20 protein-coding genes are annotated in these 16,120 nt (G+C 60.4%); 12 read left to right on the plus strand and 8 right to left on the minus strand.

Annotated features, from left to right (window positions below; translation table 11 throughout):
* The first annotated feature begins 54 nt into the window (after window positions 1-54).
* Complete coding sequence (thyX, locus tag AC2FNZ_RS04350; protein WP_496839657.1) at window positions 55-966, plus strand: FAD-dependent thymidylate synthase; 912 nt, start codon at window positions 55-57, stop codon at window positions 964-966.
* Between the two features lie 58 nt (window positions 967-1,024).
* Window positions 1,025-1,318 carry a hypothetical protein gene (locus AC2FNZ_RS04355; RefSeq protein WP_170337808.1) on the plus strand — a complete coding sequence of 98 codons (294 nt, stop codon included), beginning with the start codon at window positions 1,025-1,027 and terminating at the stop codon, window positions 1,316-1,318.
* Between the two features lie 82 nt (window positions 1,319-1,400).
* On the opposite strand, the gene AC2FNZ_RS04360 is transcribed toward AC2FNZ_RS04355, so the two are convergent.
* Window positions 1,401-1,607 carry a cold-shock protein gene (locus AC2FNZ_RS04360; protein WP_008758035.1) on the minus strand — a complete coding sequence of 69 codons (207 nt, stop codon included), beginning with the start codon at window positions 1,605-1,607 and terminating at the stop codon, window positions 1,401-1,403.
* A 213-nt stretch (window positions 1,608-1,820) separates the two neighbouring features.
* Here AC2FNZ_RS04360 and AC2FNZ_RS04365 point away from each other — a divergent pair, with 213 nt between their 5' ends.
* Together AC2FNZ_RS04365 and AC2FNZ_RS04370 are read left to right on the plus strand one after the other, a co-directional pair.
* A complete protein-coding gene (locus AC2FNZ_RS04365) occupies window positions 1,821-2,138 on the plus strand; it encodes an ArsC/Spx/MgsR family protein (protein WP_496839658.1) in 318 nt (105 codons plus the stop codon).
* Between the two features lie 42 nt (window positions 2,139-2,180).
* Window positions 2,181-2,549: a hypothetical protein gene (locus AC2FNZ_RS04370; protein WP_170337812.1), complete on the plus strand. Its 369-nt coding sequence runs from the start codon at window positions 2,181-2,183 to the stop codon at window positions 2,547-2,549.
* A 1-nt stretch (window position 2,550) separates the two neighbouring features.
* On the opposite strand, the gene AC2FNZ_RS04375 is transcribed toward AC2FNZ_RS04370, so the two are convergent.
* The 5 genes from AC2FNZ_RS04375 to thrS all read right to left on the minus strand — a co-directional run bounded on the left by AC2FNZ_RS04375 (window position 2,551) and on the right by thrS (window position 7,250).
* Entirely contained in the window at window positions 2,551-3,078 is a 528-nt protein-coding gene (locus tag AC2FNZ_RS04375; RefSeq protein ID WP_093962563.1) for a DoxX family membrane protein, read from the minus strand.
* Window positions 3,075-3,839 carry an HvfC/BufC family peptide modification chaperone gene (locus AC2FNZ_RS04380; protein ID WP_496839659.1) on the minus strand — a complete coding sequence of 255 codons (765 nt, stop codon included), beginning with the start codon at window positions 3,837-3,839 and terminating at the stop codon, window positions 3,075-3,077. Before AC2FNZ_RS04380 ends, AC2FNZ_RS04375 begins: the two co-directional genes overlap by 4 nt.
* The gene (gene bufB / locus AC2FNZ_RS04385; protein ID WP_496839660.1) at window positions 3,836-4,693 is read right to left on the minus strand and encodes an MNIO family bufferin maturase; all 858 of its coding nucleotides are present in this window, start codon (window positions 4,691-4,693) and stop codon (window positions 3,836-3,838) included. The genes AC2FNZ_RS04380 and bufB overlap by 4 nt, the downstream gene beginning before the upstream one ends.
* Before the next feature lie 73 nt (window positions 4,694-4,766).
* Window positions 4,767-5,069, minus strand: a complete 303-nt coding sequence (locus AC2FNZ_RS04390) for a BufA1 family periplasmic bufferin-type metallophore (protein ID WP_005982123.1) — start codon at window positions 5,067-5,069, stop codon at window positions 4,767-4,769.
* Between the two features lie 222 nt (window positions 5,070-5,291).
* A complete protein-coding gene (thrS, locus tag AC2FNZ_RS04395) occupies window positions 5,292-7,250 on the minus strand; it encodes a threonine--tRNA ligase (protein WP_093962560.1) in 1,959 nt (652 codons plus the stop codon).
* 219 nt (window positions 7,251-7,469) lie between these two features.
* On the opposite strand from thrS, the gene AC2FNZ_RS04400 reads away from it, so the two are divergent.
* From AC2FNZ_RS04400 to AC2FNZ_RS04420, 5 genes are all read left to right on the plus strand, one after another.
* On the plus strand, window positions 7,470-8,219 hold the full coding sequence (locus AC2FNZ_RS04400; protein WP_496839661.1) for an alpha/beta fold hydrolase: 750 nt from the start codon (window positions 7,470-7,472) through the stop codon (window positions 8,217-8,219).
* The gene (locus tag AC2FNZ_RS04405; protein ID WP_496839662.1) at window positions 8,219-9,211 is read left to right on the plus strand and encodes an alpha/beta hydrolase; all 993 of its coding nucleotides are present in this window, start codon (window positions 8,219-8,221) and stop codon (window positions 9,209-9,211) included. Before AC2FNZ_RS04400 ends, AC2FNZ_RS04405 begins: the two co-directional genes overlap by 1 nt.
* A complete protein-coding gene (locus tag AC2FNZ_RS04410; protein WP_496839664.1) occupies window positions 9,211-9,636 on the plus strand; it encodes a VOC family protein in 426 nt (141 codons plus the stop codon). The genes AC2FNZ_RS04405 and AC2FNZ_RS04410 overlap by 1 nt, the downstream gene beginning before the upstream one ends.
* 20 nt (window positions 9,637-9,656) lie before the next feature.
* On the plus strand, window positions 9,657-10,271 hold the full coding sequence (locus AC2FNZ_RS04415) for a hypothetical protein (protein ID WP_170370989.1): 615 nt from the start codon (window positions 9,657-9,659) through the stop codon (window positions 10,269-10,271).
* 84 nt (window positions 10,272-10,355) lie between these two features.
* A complete protein-coding gene (locus AC2FNZ_RS04420) occupies window positions 10,356-11,066 on the plus strand; it encodes an alpha/beta fold hydrolase (protein WP_496839666.1) in 711 nt (236 codons plus the stop codon).
* Here AC2FNZ_RS04420 and AC2FNZ_RS04425 read toward each other — a convergent pair.
* Both AC2FNZ_RS04425 and phaZ read right to left on the minus strand, forming a co-directional pair.
* The gene (locus tag AC2FNZ_RS04425) at window positions 11,063-11,647 is read right to left on the minus strand and encodes a DUF6151 family protein (protein WP_496839667.1); all 585 of its coding nucleotides are present in this window, start codon (window positions 11,645-11,647) and stop codon (window positions 11,063-11,065) included. The two genes, AC2FNZ_RS04420 and AC2FNZ_RS04425, sit on opposite strands and share 4 nt — an antisense overlap.
* Window positions 11,647-12,918 carry a polyhydroxyalkanoate depolymerase gene (gene phaZ, locus AC2FNZ_RS04430; protein WP_093962553.1) on the minus strand — a complete coding sequence of 424 codons (1,272 nt, stop codon included), beginning with the start codon at window positions 12,916-12,918 and terminating at the stop codon, window positions 11,647-11,649. The genes AC2FNZ_RS04425 and phaZ overlap by 1 nt, the downstream gene beginning before the upstream one ends.
* Window positions 12,919-13,029: 111 nt before the next feature.
* Here phaZ and AC2FNZ_RS04435 point away from each other — a divergent pair, with 111 nt between their 5' ends.
* The 3 genes from AC2FNZ_RS04435 (at window position 13,030) to phaR (ending at window position 16,100) form a co-directional block, all read left to right on the plus strand.
* Window positions 13,030-14,832 (plus strand): PHA/PHB synthase family protein, encoded by a 1,803-nt coding sequence (locus AC2FNZ_RS04435; protein ID WP_496839669.1) that lies wholly within the window; start codon window positions 13,030-13,032, stop codon window positions 14,830-14,832.
* A 130-nt stretch (window positions 14,833-14,962) separates the two neighbouring features.
* On the plus strand, window positions 14,963-15,409 hold the full coding sequence (locus AC2FNZ_RS04440) for a phasin family protein (RefSeq protein WP_005982142.1): 447 nt from the start codon (window positions 14,963-14,965) through the stop codon (window positions 15,407-15,409).
* Between the two features lie 136 nt (window positions 15,410-15,545).
* On the plus strand, window positions 15,546-16,100 hold the full coding sequence (gene phaR / locus AC2FNZ_RS04445) for a polyhydroxyalkanoate synthesis repressor PhaR (RefSeq protein WP_170337829.1): 555 nt from the start codon (window positions 15,546-15,548) through the stop codon (window positions 16,098-16,100).
* Window positions 16,101-16,120 lie beyond the last annotated feature (20 nt).

Genomic DNA, 16,120 nt, shown 5'->3' on the forward strand with positions numbered 1-16,120 from the left:
TGATGTTGCCGATATATAGTGGTCGGCGACTCATTTCAAAAACGAGGTATGTCCATGCCGCTGTCCGTCGAACAACTGGCCGAGATCGAAGAGCAACGCGCACAAACGCAGTCGACCCGCCGTGTTGTGGCTCCGGGGATGGAACAACACCTTTACACTGCGCATCCTGTTCTGGACCATGGTTTCGTGCGGGTCATCGACTATATGGGCGATGATGCTGCGATCTGCCAGGCGGCCCGCGTGTCCTACGGCAAAGGTACGAAGTCCGTACAGAATGACGAGGGGTTGATCCGCTATCTGATGCGCCACTGGCATTCGACCCCGTTCGAGATGTGCGAAGTGAAACTGCACGTGAAACTGCCGGTCTTCGTCGCCCGTCAGTGGATCCGCCACCGCACGGCGAACGTGAACGAATACTCTGCCCGCTATTCGATCCTTGATCGGGAATTCTACATTCCCGCGCCGGATCAGCTGGCGGCGCAATCAGCGATCAACAATCAGGGGCGGGGCGAGGCGCTGCAGGGCGAAGAGGCTGCGCGCGTGCTGGACATTCTCAAGGCCGACAGCGCCCGCTGCTATGACAATTACGAAGCGATGATCGGCCAGGATGGCCAGCAGGGTCTGGCGCGCGAACTGGCGCGGATGAACCTGCCGGCAAACATCTACACGCAGTGGTATTGGAAGGTGGACCTGCACAATCTGTTCCACTTCCTGCGCCTGCGGGCCGATCCGCATGCGCAATACGAGATCCGCGTCTATGCCGAAACCATGTGCAAGATCGTGGCCGACTGGGTACCGTTCGCGTACAAGGCGTTCGAAGACTATCGCCTGGGTGCGGTCAACCTGTCGGCGCAGATGGTCGAAGCGCTGCGTCGTATGCTGAAGGGCGAGCAGGTGACGCAGGAAAACTCGGGCATGACTGCGCGCGAATGGCGTGAGTTCGAAGCGGTGATCCGCGAAGGCTGATCGCCACCTGTTCGGATTGTCATGATCCTGTTACACTTTGGGCATGACGTTCAGCTTGATGTTTAGAACTGCAGCGGTCGCTTTGTTGCTGGGCCAGCCAGCGTATGCAAAGTCGCCAATCGCTGAGGTGATCTGCGAGCCCACGGCGCGGATGCATGACAAACTGCGCCACCAATTTGGGGCGCAGCAGACCGCCTCTGGTGTTCGCGGACCCGAGCAGATCATGGAGGTGTGGACCAGCCGTCGCGGTGACTGGACCCTTGTCGTAACCTATGCGACCGGGACGTCCTGCATTGTGGCCATGGGCGACAACTGGACAAACCGCATCGAGACCGACCCGACGCGAGGCTAGACTATCCGGGAAGAGGGTGGACAACGGCCTGTGAATTGGCCGTTGACCTTGTTTCGTCGCACCCGCCAGTTGGCGGGCCCTTTTACAATGGCTTCAAATCAGCCGCCATTTGGCGGCCGTCACGTCCGTCCTGCAACTCGTACGAGACTTTCTGATTGTCGGCGAGTCCGGTCAGGCCGGATCGTTCTACGGCCGAGATATGCACAAACACATCCTTACCCCCTTCATCGGGGGCAATAAAACCATAGCCTTTGGTCGTATTGAACCACTTCACGGTGCCGGTTGGCATTTCCCGTGTCTCCTTCTCCTTGCGCGTCACCCAGCAAATCGGCAGGGCATAGTCAAAGCGACCACAAACCCACGCAGTTCCGAACGAACGAGACGGCGTAAATTGTGTGTTTCGCCTTTTTCAACATTGCACGGTGAAGTAAAAAATCAAGGAATACTGGGCTAACCTATTCGTTTTGCCCGAAATTGCTGCAACGACCGGAGTAGATACACTATGCGCCTTTTTGGCCTGAAGACCTGCGATACCTGCCGTAAGGCACTGAAATCACTTCCTGATGCCGAATTCGTCGATGTCCGAGGCGCGGGTGTTCCTTCGGAGGTGTTGGCCAAAGCGTTTGACCAGTTCGGCGAAGCCTTGCTCAACACCCGCTCGACAACCTGGCGTGGATTTGCCGACGATCAACGCTCGCGACCACCGCTGGAATTGCTGGCGGATCATCCTGCCCTGATGAAACGTCCGCTGATCGAACGTGACGGGCACTTGTTCCTGGGCTGGACCCCGCAAACCCGCGCAGCCCTTGGCATTGCTTGATCGGGTGACTATCTGAACCGGCGCAACAATCAGGAATACTTCATGCGAAACGCAGCGATGATATTGGGTGTCATTGCCGGTCTGGTCGGAATGATCGTCGGTTTTTTTGGGTACGGGTTTGTCGAGCTTGTGGATCGTTACGGCGAGATCGAGGGGCTCGCAGAACAGGTGGACAACCCCCAGCTTATCAAGACGGCATCGCTTCTGGCGCCGTTGCTGGCGATTGCCGGGGGTGCCATGGCGCATGCGCGTGCTCTGTTGGCCGGTGTGTTGTTGCTGATTTCCGCGGCGGGGATGTACTACGCCTTTGGCTTCGGCGTGTTCACCATGTTCCCGATTGCCTTCGCCGGCGTTGCGGGGCTGCTTGGGATCGCCGCGGGCAAGCCGGACGAACCCAAAGCGCATTTCTAGATCATTTCAGGCGTAGAACCCGGTCGAGCGAGAGCGGGCCCGCGCCGTTGATCACGATCACCACGAACAGGAAGGTCCACATAACCCGCTGATCCATCAGGGTTATGGTGTTGTCGAACAGACCGCCCAGCTTGACCCCGTGCCCGGTGACATCGGTGAAGGTCTGGACCCAGACGAACCCGATCATGCCCAGGGCGGCAAGGCGGGTCAGCAGCCCCACCAGAAGCAATGCAGGCAGGATGAACTCGGCCCAGGTTCCGGCGACGGCAACGGGCCAGGTAAAGAACCCTAGCTGCGAGCTGTCGTAGCCGACGGCCTCCATGGCCTTGGGGAAGATCTGCACATAGGCCCCGTCCGAGGGGAACAGGAACCCGAAAAACCCGCTGCCCAGCTTGGTCATGGCCGAGTTCCAGTAATAGACCAGAAGAACCGCTATGAAAGTCAGCCGCGCCACGGTCGGTGTCAGCCAGTTCGAGGCGTGGTCCAGCTTTCCGAGAACGGAATTGTGCATAGAGATCAGGGCAGTCATGTTTCCGGCCTTTCGATAGTCACTGAAGTAATTGCACTGCCCTGCAGCAGCAGTGCCAGGGTGGCGCCCAGGTCGAACTCGGGCGTCCGGGTGGTGGTTGCCTCGAAGGCCTGACCGATGGTCCGGCCGGCCTGCATGGCGGTGATCCAGTCGAACCCGCCCTCGGGCAGCAAACGCGGCGCGGGGTCGAATTCGGGGCGCGTGATCAGCACGTCCTGCGCGCCGGGCTGGGGCTTTGGCGCGCCATCTTCGGTGTTGAACCGCCAGATGGCGTGGATGGGCCAGTCGGACCGGATCAGCTGCATGGTTGGGGCAAAGCCCAGCCGCGCCTGCATCAGGTCTTCGGGCGGCAGGGCGGCCAGCGCGTCGGGCGTGATCGGTTGGCTGTCGGCGGCGTGGTAGGACCGGCGCAAGGCCAGTTCCAGCCGCGCCACGTCGGGCAGATAGCCAAGATGCGCCAGTTGCTCGGTGTCGGCGAGGAATTCGGGGAAGCTCTCGCCATAGAACATCATCAGCGGAGAGCTAGGCGGGTGCTGACGCAGATAGATTCCGGCCAGACCGTCCATGTTCTGCGAACCCAGCAGCTTGGTGATGACCGGAAATGCCTGATGCATGGCTTCGGTCAGCGACACGGCCACGTTGTTGCGATAGACGCTGAAGCGGCGTCCGGCGGGACGGGCCTGGTCGTCCAGTAGGCCTTCGGGCACAGGCGCCGCCGGGTCCAGCACGGCCGCCCGGAACTCTGATTGCGAAACGCTCATGCCGGGATCCGGTCCAGCGCGGATTGCGCGCGTTCGGCCTCGGAGCGCAAGGTGGGCCAGTCGGGCACGTCGTTGTCCCATTCGATCAGCACGGGTTTGGGGCCTGACTGGTCGAGCACATAATCCAGCAACGCCCAGACCGGATCGACGACGGCGCGGCCGTGGCTGTCGATGAGCAGGGGTTGGCCGTGATCGTCCTGATCCTCGTCATGGCCGCCAAGGTGGATCTCACCAACCTGGTCCAGAGAGTAGGCGTCGATATAGGCCTGCGGGCTGTAGTTCAGATTGGTGGCCGAGACGAACACGTTGTTGACGTCCAGCAGCAGGCCACATCCAGTCCGACGCGTGATCTCGCGCAAGAAGTCGGGTTCAGACCACGTGCTTTCAGCAAAAGCGAGATAGCTGGAAGGGTTTTCCAGCAGCATCTGCCGGCCCACCGTCTCCTGTACCTGATCGATATGATCGCAGATGCGGGTCAGTGTGGCGTCGGTATAGGGCAGGGGCAGCAGATCGTTCAGGAACTGGCTGTCATGGGTGGACCATGCCAGATGCTCCGAAAAGCTGGCCGGGTTCAGCCAGCCCACAAGATGCTTCAGGCGGGCCAGGTGCTCGGCGTCTAGCGGGCCTTCGCCACCGATGGACAGGCCCACGCCGTGCACCGAAATGGGAAACCGTTCGGACAGGTGGCGCAGCTGCGCCAGGGGGCGACCGCCGTCGCCCATGTAGTTTTCGGCGTGAATTTCCAGCCAGCCGACCGGGCCGGGCTGGTCAAGGATCTCGGTATAGTGCTGCGGCTTGTAGCCGACCCCGGGCGCGGCGGGCAGCCGTTGCATTCTGCGGGCGTCATCCAACATCGCGTGATCCTTCTCAGCAAGAAACAGGGCGGGCTGTTTGGTTTAGCCCGCCCCTGACATTCCTTCCCGTGCCTTATGCCGGCAGATCGCGTTCCAGCGGCTCAAGCGAGCCTTTGCGGGGCGTTCCGTCCGCGGATTTGGGCAGCTCGATGTCGGCGCAGGTGCCCGCATCGACCAACGTCCAGGCGTTGCCTTGGTAATCCACGGTCGAGGTGCCGGCACATGTGGTGCCCGGTCCGGCGGCGCAGTCGTTCTGGCCTGCCAGCGACACGCCATAGCATTTTTCTTTGGCCTGAGCGGCGGCGGTGGTTGCAGAGCCCGCAACGGCTGCGGCAACGGCGCTTGCGATTACGAGGGTTTTGGCGGTGTTCGACATCTCAGGTAATCCTTTTCGTGATTGCGTATGTCTGCTTGTGACAGTGACAAAGGTAACGGCTGACACTGCTCTGTTGAATTCACGAGCCCGTGTCTCACGGCTGTGTCAGGGAGCGTTAACGCCCCTTGCAAGTTAACACACTGTAATAAATTAGGAAATCCAGAATTGTTTCAATCCGGCCCCGTGCTGGGGGCCGGATTGGCGGCAAGACTGTGCCGATTGTTACAGAAGATCGGGGGGCGTAGCCGCGTGCGCCAGCTCTTTTGTTACAGCGTCGAGCGGCTGGACCTGGGTCTGCTTCTCGCCCAGGCGGCGGACGCTGACTGTGCGCTCTTCGACCTCGCGGTGGCCCACCGCCAGGATCACTGGCACCTTGCCGACCGAATGTTCGCGGACCTTGTAGTTGATCTTCTCGTTGCGGATGTCAGCCTCGGCCCGGACACCGGCGGCCTTGAGCGTCTCGACCACTTCCAGAACATAGTCATCGGCCTCGGAGGTGATCGAGGCCACGACGACCTGGCGCGGCGCCAGCCAGAAGGGCAGCTTGCCGGCGTGTTCTTCGATCAGGATGCCGATGAACCGTTCGAACGATCCCAGGCAGGCGCGATGCAGCATCACCGGACGGTGTTTGGCCCCATCGGCGCCGATATAGGTGGCGTCCAGCCGTTCGGGCAGGACGAAATCCACCTGGAAGGTGCCGCATTGCCAGTCACGCCCGATCGCGTCGGTCAGCACAAATTCCAGTTTCGGCCCATAGAAGGCGCCTTCACCGGGGTTCAGTTCCGGCTCGACCCCAGCTGCGCGTGTGGCGGTCAGCAGGGCCTCTTCGGCCTTGTCCCAAACCTCGTCCGAGCCGGCGCGCTGTTCGGGGCGGTCCGAGAATTTGACCTTGAAACTGTCAAAACCCAGATCTTTGTAGACATCAGTCAGAAACCCGATGAAGCGGGCGCATTCGTCGCCGATCTGGTCCTCGGTCGAGAAGATGTGCGCGTCGTCCTGGGCAAAACCGCGGACCCGCATGATGCCATGCAGCGCGCCCGAGGGTTCGTAGCGCGCGCAGGATCCGAACTCGGCCATGCGCAGCGGCAGGTCGCGATAGGATTTCAGGCCCTGCTTGAAGATTTCCACGTGGCAGGGACAGTTCATCGGCTTGAGCGCGTTCACGGCCTTTTCGCGGGCGTGTTCCTCGTCAACTTCGACGATGAACATGTTTTCCTGGTACTTGTCCCAGTGGCCCGAACGTTCCCACAGCTTGCGGTCGACCACCTGCGGGGTGTTGACCTCAACATAGCCGCCGCGGTGCTGGGCACGCCGCATATAGTCTTGAAGCTGGGTGTAAATGGTCCAGCCGTTGGGGTGCCAGAAGATCTGGCCCGGGGCCTCTTCCTGCATGTGGAACAGGTCCATTTCGCGGCCCAGCTTGCGGTGGTCGCGCTTGGCGGCCTCTTCCAGCATGTGCAGGTGCGCCTTCAGCTTTTCCTTGCCGGTGAAGGCCACGCCGTAGATGCGTTGCAGCATCGGGCGGTTGCTGTCGCCGCGCCAGTAGGCGCCGGCGATCGACATCAGCTTGAAGGCGTCACCGGGCAGTTGGCCGGTATGCTGCAGGTGCGGACCGCGGCACAGGTCCTGCCAGTGGCCGTGCCAATACATGCGCACCGGCTCGTCACCCGGGATCGCCTCGATCAGCTCGACCTTGTAGGGCTCGTTGTTGGCCTTGTAGAACGCGATGGCACGCTCGCGGTCCCAGATCTCGGTGGTAACGGGATCGCGCTTGTTGATGATCTCTTTCATCTTTTTTTCGATGAGGCCGAGATCTTCGGGCGTGAACGGCTCTGCGCGGTCAAAGTCGTAATACCAGCCGTTTTCGATGACCGGGCCGATGGTGACCTTGGTGTCGGGCCAGATTTCCTGCACCGCGCGGGCCATCACGTGGGCAAAGTCGTGGCGGATCAGTTCGTTGGCCTGGGCCTCGTCCTTCATCGTATGGAGAGCGATTTCGGCATCCTGTTCGATGGGCCACTGCAGGTCCCAGTGCTGGCCGTTGACGGTGGCCGAGATGGCCTTTTTCGCCAGCGAGGTGGAGATGTCGGCAGCGACCTCGGCCGGCGTAACGCCTGCTGCGTAAGATCGGGAATTGCCATCGGGGAAGGTAAGAGAGACGGATTTTGAATCCAAGGCCATGGTCTGGCTCTCCTCGTCGGTTTGGCGCCCACTGAACGCCCGGTTGCGGGTTATGGTGTCGGGTCCGTTTGGCAGTTGGTGGTGTCCGTGTCAAGCGTTGGCGGGCAGAGGGCTCTGCTCCTGGCGTGCCGCGGGATATCTGCCTCCAGATGACGGAGGGGCGGGAATTGCACTTGGGCGCGGCGCGTGCATGATGCTGGAAAAGCATGTGAGGATTTCATGGCAGCGACGACATTTCTGGAAACGCCGCAGGGGCGGCGGCTGGCCTATCATAAGAGCGAAGGGACAGGGCCTACGGTCGTTTTTCTGGGCGGCTTGAAGTCGGATATGGAGGGCACCAAGGCGGTGCATCTCGAGGACTGGGCGCGGGCGCGTGGGCAGGCCTACTTGCGGTTCGACTATTCCGGGCATGGCGAAAGCTCCGGCCGGTTCGAGGAAGGCTGCATCGGGGATTGGCACGAGGACACGGTTGCGGCGGTTTCAGCGCTGACCGATGGACCGCTGATCGTGGTGGGCTCATCCATGGGCGGGTGGCAGGCGCTGTTGCTGGCGCGGGCTATGCCCGAGCAGATCGCGGGGATGGTCACCATCGCCGCGGCGCCGGATTTCACCGAGGACGGCTATTGGGCCTCCTTCACCGACGAACAGAAACAGGCGCTGGAGACGGTCGGGCATGTTGAACTGCCCTCGGACTACATGGAGCCCTACATCATCACCAAGCGGATGATCGAGGATGGCCGGACGCGGCTGGTGTTGCGGTCGCCGTTGAACCTGCCGTTCCCGGTACGGTTTCTGCAAGGCACGGCGGATACGGCGGTTTCGGTCGACACCGCTGTACGGCTGCTCGACCATGCCAGCGGTCCGGACATGCGGCTGTTGCTGGTCAAGGATGCGGATCACCGGTTCTCGGACGGGCCGTGCCTGGGGCTGATCGAGGATGCGGTTCGCGACGTGATGGGGACAAACTGATGCGGCGGCTGGGGCGGTTTCTCGGGCGGGCCTTGCTGGCGTTGGTGGTGGTCGGCGGGCTGATCTACTGGTTCGGCCCGCGCGAAGAGGTAGATCTGCACCCGCGGTTCGATCCGCGCAAGTTCGGCGAGGGGGTTCAGGTCTATTTCGAAAGCATCGAGTCCGCCTATGACGATATCGTGCCGGGTGTCGAAAAGCGGGTCATCTGGCAGGACGGATTCAAGGAACGGCGCACGCCTTATTCGGTGCTTTATGTGCACGGGTTTTCGGCCTCGTCCGAGGAAATCCGCCCGGTGCCCGACAGGATCGCCGACGCGCTGGGGGCCAATCTGGTCTATACGCGCCTGCAAGGGCACGGGCGCGGGTCGGATGCGATGGCCGAGGGGACGGCCTCGGGCTGGATGCGGGACATGGCCGAAGGTCTGGCCGCCGCCCGCGCGGTGGGCGACAAGGTTATCGTGATCTCGACCTCGACCGGGGGAACCCTGGCGGCAGCCGCGGCGCTGGACCCCGAGCTGAGCAAGGACGTGGTCGGGATGGTGTTCATCTCGCCCAATTTCGGGGTGCAGGCGGCCGGATCCTGGATACCATCACTGCCTTGGGCGCGCAGCTGGCTGCCGTTGCTGATGGGGGAAACCCGCGACGTGTCGGGCCCTGATCCGGAAAAGAACCTGTACTGGTCGTCCTCTTATCCGTGGGAGGCTGTGGTTCCGATGTCTGTTCTGGTCGATACCGTCTACGCGCTGGATTTTTCGGGCGCACTGGTGCCGGCTCTGTTCTGGTTCTCGGATGACGATCAGGTGGTTCGGCCCGACCTGACTCACAAAGTTGCAGAAGACTGGGGGGCACCTGCGACCGTTCAGACCGTAACCATGGGGCCGGGTGACGACCCGCAATCGCACGTCATTGCCGGACGGCTGATGTCGCCGGGGCAGACCGATGCGACGGTGGCGGGTATTCTGCAATGGCTGAACGGTTTGGGGGTAGAGTGATGGAGCAACGCGTCAGCCTGATCACGATCGGGGCCGAAGATCCCGAAGCCGCAGCCCGCTTTTATGAGGCGCTGGGCTGGCGCCGCACCGACAGCCCGGACGGGGTGATCGTTTTTGACCTGATCGGCCAGACGCTGGGCCTGTACCCATTGACCGCGCTGGCCGAAGAAATCGGGGTTGGCGTTGAAACCCTGGGTCGCGGCGCGATGACGCTCAGCCACAATTGCCGATCCAAGGAGGGTGTCGCTGAACTGTTGCAAGCTGCCGAGGCAGCGGGGGCCGAAATCCTGAAGCCAGCCTCGGACGTGTTCTGGGGCGGGCACCATGGGCACTTTCGGGCACCGGATGGTACGATCTGGGAAGTTGCGTTCAACCCGCACTCGGCCCTTGCGCCGGATGGGGCCTTTCGCTGGAACGGGTACTGAATATGCGCAGACCAGGCAGCATGTGGAGCCTCGAGACCCTCGGCCGCGTGCGTCTGTCGCGCCATTTCTTCATGCGCGATTTCCTGTATTCCGAGATCGGGAACTTTCACGAAAAACAGAACCTGCCGGACAACCCGGATCTGGCCATCGAAACCGGCCGTGCATTCTGCGAAACCCTTCTGGATCCGTTGGAGGAAACATTCGGACGCGTTGCCGTCCGGTCTGGATACCGGTCACCCTCGCTGAACCGGTTTGGAAACGAGAACAAGTTGAACTGCGCGCGCAACGATCATCCCCTTGAATGCCACATCTGGGACCGCGGCACAGGCGAGGCGCGAATTGCCGGAGCCTCGATCGTGATCCCATGGTTTGCCGACCGTTACGCACAAGGCCGGGACTGGCGCGATCTGGCCTGGTGGATGCACGATCATCTGGATTATTCCGAGATCTGGTTCTTTCCCAAACTTTGCGCCTTCAACCTGGTGTGGCGGCCCACCCCGCTGCGCCGGATCGACAGCTACATTGCGCCGCGTGGCAGCCTGCTCCGGGCCGGTGCCGATCCGGATGAGACCCTGAGCGAACGCCGTCGGCGCTATGCGGACTTTCCCGAATTTCGCGCAATCCGCTATCCCTAAAGTTTTTCTTGCCCGTCTACGCCGAAACTCTCATCCTGATCAACAAAACGGCCGAGCCGATCGGCCAGTACAAGGAGGCCCTGCGTGATCGAGCCGCTGGTCTTGTTGCCAGGATTGATGTGCGATGCTCGGCTGTTTCAGCCGCAGACAACCCGGCTGTCTCAGACCCGGCCGGTAATGGTCGCGCCGATCGGCGGCGGTGATCGGATCGAGGAGATTGTCTCGGCGCTTTTGGACCAGTTGCCGCACCGCTTTGCGTTGGCTGGTCTGAGCATGGGGGGCATTGTCGCGCTGGAACTGGTGCGCCGCGCCCCGGAACGCGTGACCCGCCTTTGCCTCATGGCGACGGATGCGCAGGCCGATACCCCCCAGATCGCAGCCGACCGCGAAGAGCTGATCGTTGCGGCGCAGGCTGGCCGTCTTGAGGATGTCATGCGCAAGGTTCTGGGCTCGGACACTCTGGCCCCCGGACCGCAGCGGATTCCGATATTGAACCACATGCTGGAAATGGCGCTGGAGCTGGGGCCGGAACTGTTCGTGCGCCAAATGCGCGCTCTGCAGCGCCGCCCGGATCAGCAGGGCACCCTGCGGAGGATAAAGGTGCCGACCTTGGTTCTGTGCGGGGCACACGACACTTTGACGCCGGTCAGAAAACACAGTTTCATGGCCGAGTTGATCCCCGGGGCCGCCTTGCATGTGGTGGACATGGCGGGGCATCTTCCAACGCTTGAGGCGCCGGTTGAAACCACGGACGCGCTGTCCGATTGGTTGAACATACCCGTGCGAGTTTTCTAGTCGTACAGCGCCTTGCGTTCTTCAAGGGTGATGACATGCGGAACCACAACCGGCTTGCCTGTTGCGATGTCGAAGAACGGAGTTTGCTTCCAACGACCGGAAAGGCGCGCCGAAATGACTCTGCGGATCATGCCGAGAACAGCAGGAGCCACATTCTCGTGCTTCCATTTCCCATTCGCCTGCGGAACATGGGCGCGGGTTTTCACCGGCCCCAGAGGGGATGGATCGGAAAACCTGGCGACATCAAAACCAGCAAAGGGGAATTTCATGCTGCTGGTGGTGGTCGCCACAGGCGCGTTGCAGCATTTAGCGTACCATCGAAACAGACCTTTGGGGCCCAGCCGCATCACGGCCAGGTTCTCGGCGCCTTTGGTGATGCGGATATATTCGGGCGACATCTGAAAAATGTCGACCGGCCCGGGTGCGGGGTCAGGTTGACCGAAATACAGTTGTCCGGCGCGGCAATCTGGGCAGAAACAGACGACATGGGTGCCGCTGGACACCCCCTTGGCCGTGATCTCGCCGCTAAGCTCGCCGCAGTTGCAGGCGAACGGAAGGGCGGGGGCCGGGTTTGCGGACATCAAGCAACTTTGTTGCTGTTGGCAGCACGGCGGCGCGGTTTGCGGCTGTTTTCGTTCATGAAGTCTATGACCAGCGGGCGGATATTGTCACGCCAACTGCGTCCGGCGAAGATACCGTAGTGGCCCGCGCCGGGTTCGACATGGCTGGCCTTTTTGCTGTCGGGCAGGCCGGTGCACAAGTCCAGCGCCGCGATACACTGACCAGGGGCCGAGATGTCGTCATTGGCGCCTTCGACCGTTTTGACCGCCACATCCGTGATCTTGCCGATGTCCACCTTATGTCCATCCACGATGAACTCATTCCGGGCGATCTCACGGTTCTTGAACACCCGCTCGACCGTCGAGAGGTAGAACTCTGCCGTCATGTCCATCACGGCCAGATATTCATCGTAGAAACGGTTGTGGGCGTCATGATCCGACGCCTCACCCCGCATGACGCGCTGGATCTGGTCGGTGAACGCCTTGCCATGGCGCTCGGCATTCATCGACATGAAGGAAGCCAATTGAAGAAGCCCGGGATAAACCATGCGTCCCACGCCCTTGTATTTGAAGCCCACCCGCTGGATCATCGTTTCCTCAAGCTGGCCCATGGTCACGCGGCGGCCGAAATCGGTGACTTCGGTCGGGGTTGCATCAGGGTCAACCGGGCCACCGATCAGCGTCAGCGTGCTGGGCTGCGCCTTGGGGTCGGTTTCGGCAAGATACGCCGTCGCCGCAAGGGTCAGGGGCGCGGGCTGGCAGACAGCGACGACATGCGTGTCCGGCCCAAGCTCCTTCATGAAATCGACAAGGTACAGGGTGTAGTCCTCGACATCGAACTTGCCTTCGGACACCGGGATGTCGCGCGCGTTATGCCAATCGGTCACGTAGACTTCGCAATTGACCAGCAGGCTCTTCACGGTCGAGCGCAGCAGGGTGGCGTAGTGTCCGGACATCGGCGCAACCAACAGCACCTTGCGCGGTTGCTCTTTGCGGCCATTCACGCGAAAGTGGACCAGATCGCCAAACGGGCGTTCAAGCACGGAGGTGACATCTACCAGATGATCTTTGCCGTCTTCGCAGGTAAACGTCCGGATACCCCAATCGGGTTTCACGACCATGCGTTGAAACGTGCGTTCGGTTACTTCGCCCCACGCGGCCATCCAGTTGAATGCCGGGTTGGGGATCATGGAAAACTGGGGGTAGGACGCCATCGCGCTTGCGGTTGCACCAAGCCATTGGTTGGTGTTGCGCATGGTTTCCATCAGGTCGTAGGTCATCATGTAACGCACGGGAATGGCCTCCTAAATGTCAGCCTGAGAGTTCGGACCATTCGTCGCTTTGCCCCCCGGTGCCCACGACGATATTCTGCACAGCAGCGAGGTTAGGGGGGATTTGTTAAAATGACAACAAGTGAAGGCCACATGCCCGACTTAAGCGACGAACACGTTGAACGCCTTAAGGAAAATATGCTGAAAGTCGAAGATCTGTCCAAGCGGCTGATCGAGGTGATGGCGTCGAAAAAAGCTCATACTCCCGCGCTGGACGGCCCGAATCAGGAACTTTTTGCAAAAGCAGCAACAGCTTATTGGGCTGAGGCCCTGCAGAACCCGGCCAAGTTGTTGGAACAACAGCTGGAATACTGGGGCAAGTCCGTCTTGAATTTTGCTGCGGCGCAGCAGGCCCTGCTGGCCGGCGAAGGCGAAGCGGAAGAGGCTCCGACCAAGGACAAACGCTTCTCGAACCCGCTGTGGGACACGAACCCCTATTTCCGTCTCGTCCGACAGCAATACCTGACCAATGCCGAAGCCATCGCGAACGCAGTGGAGTCGGTCGAGGACTTGGACGCCAAGGACAAGCGGCGGCTGAAATACTTCTCGCAGCAGATTGTCGACATGATGTCGCCGACGAATTTCCTGCCGACCAACCCCGACGCTCTGCAGAAGGCGATCGAAACCGATGGCCAGTCGCTGATCCAAGGGCTGGAGAATCTTGTTGCCGATCTCGAAGCGAATGATGGCGAGTTGATCGTCAAGCTGGCGGATGAAAACGCGTTCAAGGTGGGCGGCAACCTGGCCACAACGCCCGGCGAAGTCGTCTATCGAAATCGAATGATGGAACTGATCCAGTACAGTCCTGCGACCGAGACGGTGTATGAAACCCCCGTCGTTCTGTTCCCGCCCTGGATCAACAAGTTCTACATCCTGGATCTGAAGGCACAGAACAGTCTGATCAAGTGGATCACCGATCAGGGCTATACCTTGTTCGTCGTCAGCTGGGTCAATCCGGATGACAGCTATGCCGAAACGGGAATGGAAGACTACGTTCAGGACGGATTCCTGGCGGCGGTCGAAGAGGCCAAGAAGATCTGCAAGGTCAAACAGGTCAATGCGGTCGGGTATTGTATTGCCGGCACGACCTTGAGCCTCACTCTGTCTCTTTTGAAACAGCGCGGTGACAAGTCAATCAAATCCGCCACGTTCTTCACGGCGCTGACCGATTTTTCGGATCAGGGCGAGTTTACCCCGTTCCTGCAGAGTGATTTCATCGACGGGATCGAGGAAGAGGTGAACAAGGAGGGTGTGCTGCGGTCCTGGATCATGGCGCGCACGATGTCGTTCCTTCGGTCTCGCGACCTGGTTTATGGACCGGCGATCCGCAGCTATATGCTGGGCGAGACGCCACCCGCCTTTGACCTTTTGTACTGGAACGGGGACGGCGCGAACCTGCCCGCGAAAATGGCTGTGCAGTATCTACGTGGCTTGTGTCAGCGCAACGAGTTCGCTTCGGACGGGTTCGAATTGATGGGCCACAAGCTGCATGTCCGCGACGTGGATGTGCCGTTGATGTCGATCACTTGCGAGACGGATCATATCGCCGCTTGGAAAGACTGCTATCGCGGCGTGCAGAAAATGGGATCACGCAGCAAAACCTTCATCGTTTCGGAATCGGGGCATATTGCAGGCATCGTCAATCCGCCCACCAAAAAGAAATACGGTCACTATACCAACACCGATCTCAACGCGGATGCCGACACCTGGATGAAAGAGGCAAGCTTCCACGAAGGCTCCTGGTGGCCCCGCTGGGAGGCCTGGTTGAAGAAACGGTCTGGCAAGCAGGTTCCGGCGCGCGAACCCGGTGATTCGAGCCATCCACCGTTGGCTCAGGCGCCGGGAACCTATGTAGTCGCCAAACCAAAGTCTTGATTTCACATTGAAACTAAAAAATTCTGCGCCGCAGCAACAAAAATCTTGAAATGCTGCGCCGCAGCAATCATATTGTCCTCAAGCTGATGAAACCCGGGGTGGGCCCGGACCGGCTGAAAGGATTAGGACAATGGCAAAGACCCAAGACTTCACCGCGACCCTGAAAGAAATGATGGGTGCGTTCCCGGTGGACACCACCGCAATGGAAAACGCGTTCAAATCGACCGCGACCCTGAACGAGAAACTGTCCGGCGTTGCGCTGGAAGCCGCCGAGAAGTCGGCCGAGATCTCGAGCAAGTGGACCAAGGACACCCTGGCCAAGCTGGCCGAGATGTCGAAAGCAAAGGCCGAGCCGGCCGATTATGCGAAGGCGATGACCGATTTCGCAAGCGCTTCGGCTGAAGTTGCTGCCGAAAACATGGCTGCTTTCGCTGAAATCGCCAAGAAAGTTCAGTCGGAAACCGTCGAACTGCTGATGGCTGCTGGCAAAGAAGCTGCGGAAGAAACCACCGCGGCCGTCAAGAAAGCCACCAACGAAGTGACCGCTGCTGCCAAGAAAGCAACGGCTGCCAAGTAAGCAAGATCCGCGAAACGCACCCATCCCTCCCAAATTGGTGCAATCGCTAAGGGCAGGTCCATTGGCCTGCCCTTTCTTTTTGTTCTGCAGTCGCATAACCTCTGCTGCAACGCATCATCCTTGGGGAGGGTAAACGGTGTCGGACAAAGATAAACCTCTGCTGATCAAGCGGTATGCAAGCCGTAGGCTGTATAACACCGAGACCAGCGACTACGTCACGCTCGAGGACATCGCTGGGTTCATCCGCGACGGGCGCGAGGTTCAGATCATCGACCTGAAAACCGGCGACGACCTGACACGACAGTATCTGCTTCAAATCATTGCCGAACATGAAAGCCGGGGTGAAAACGTTCTGCCTGTGAACGTGCTGAATGACCTTGTGCGCAGCTACATGGTGCCGGGCGGGGGCATGATGCCGCAATTCCTGCAATCCAGCTTTGAGATGCTGCGCGAAAGCCAGGCCAAGATGATGGAAAACATGAGTGCGATGAACCCCATGAGCAGCATGCCCGGGTTCGAAGCAATGCAGGCGCAGCAGCAGGCGTTCCTGAAGGCCATGACAGGCGGGCTGTCGGGCAATTGGTCCGGGCCGGACAAGGACGAAGAAGGCAAGTCCGAGTCCAAAGAAGACCTGGACGACATCAAGAAACAACTGGCCGAGTTGCAGCAGAAGCTTTCCAAGCTCAGTTGATACCAGATAGGCCCGGACAA

The organism is Ruegeria sp. SAZA006 (assembly GCF_059613465.1).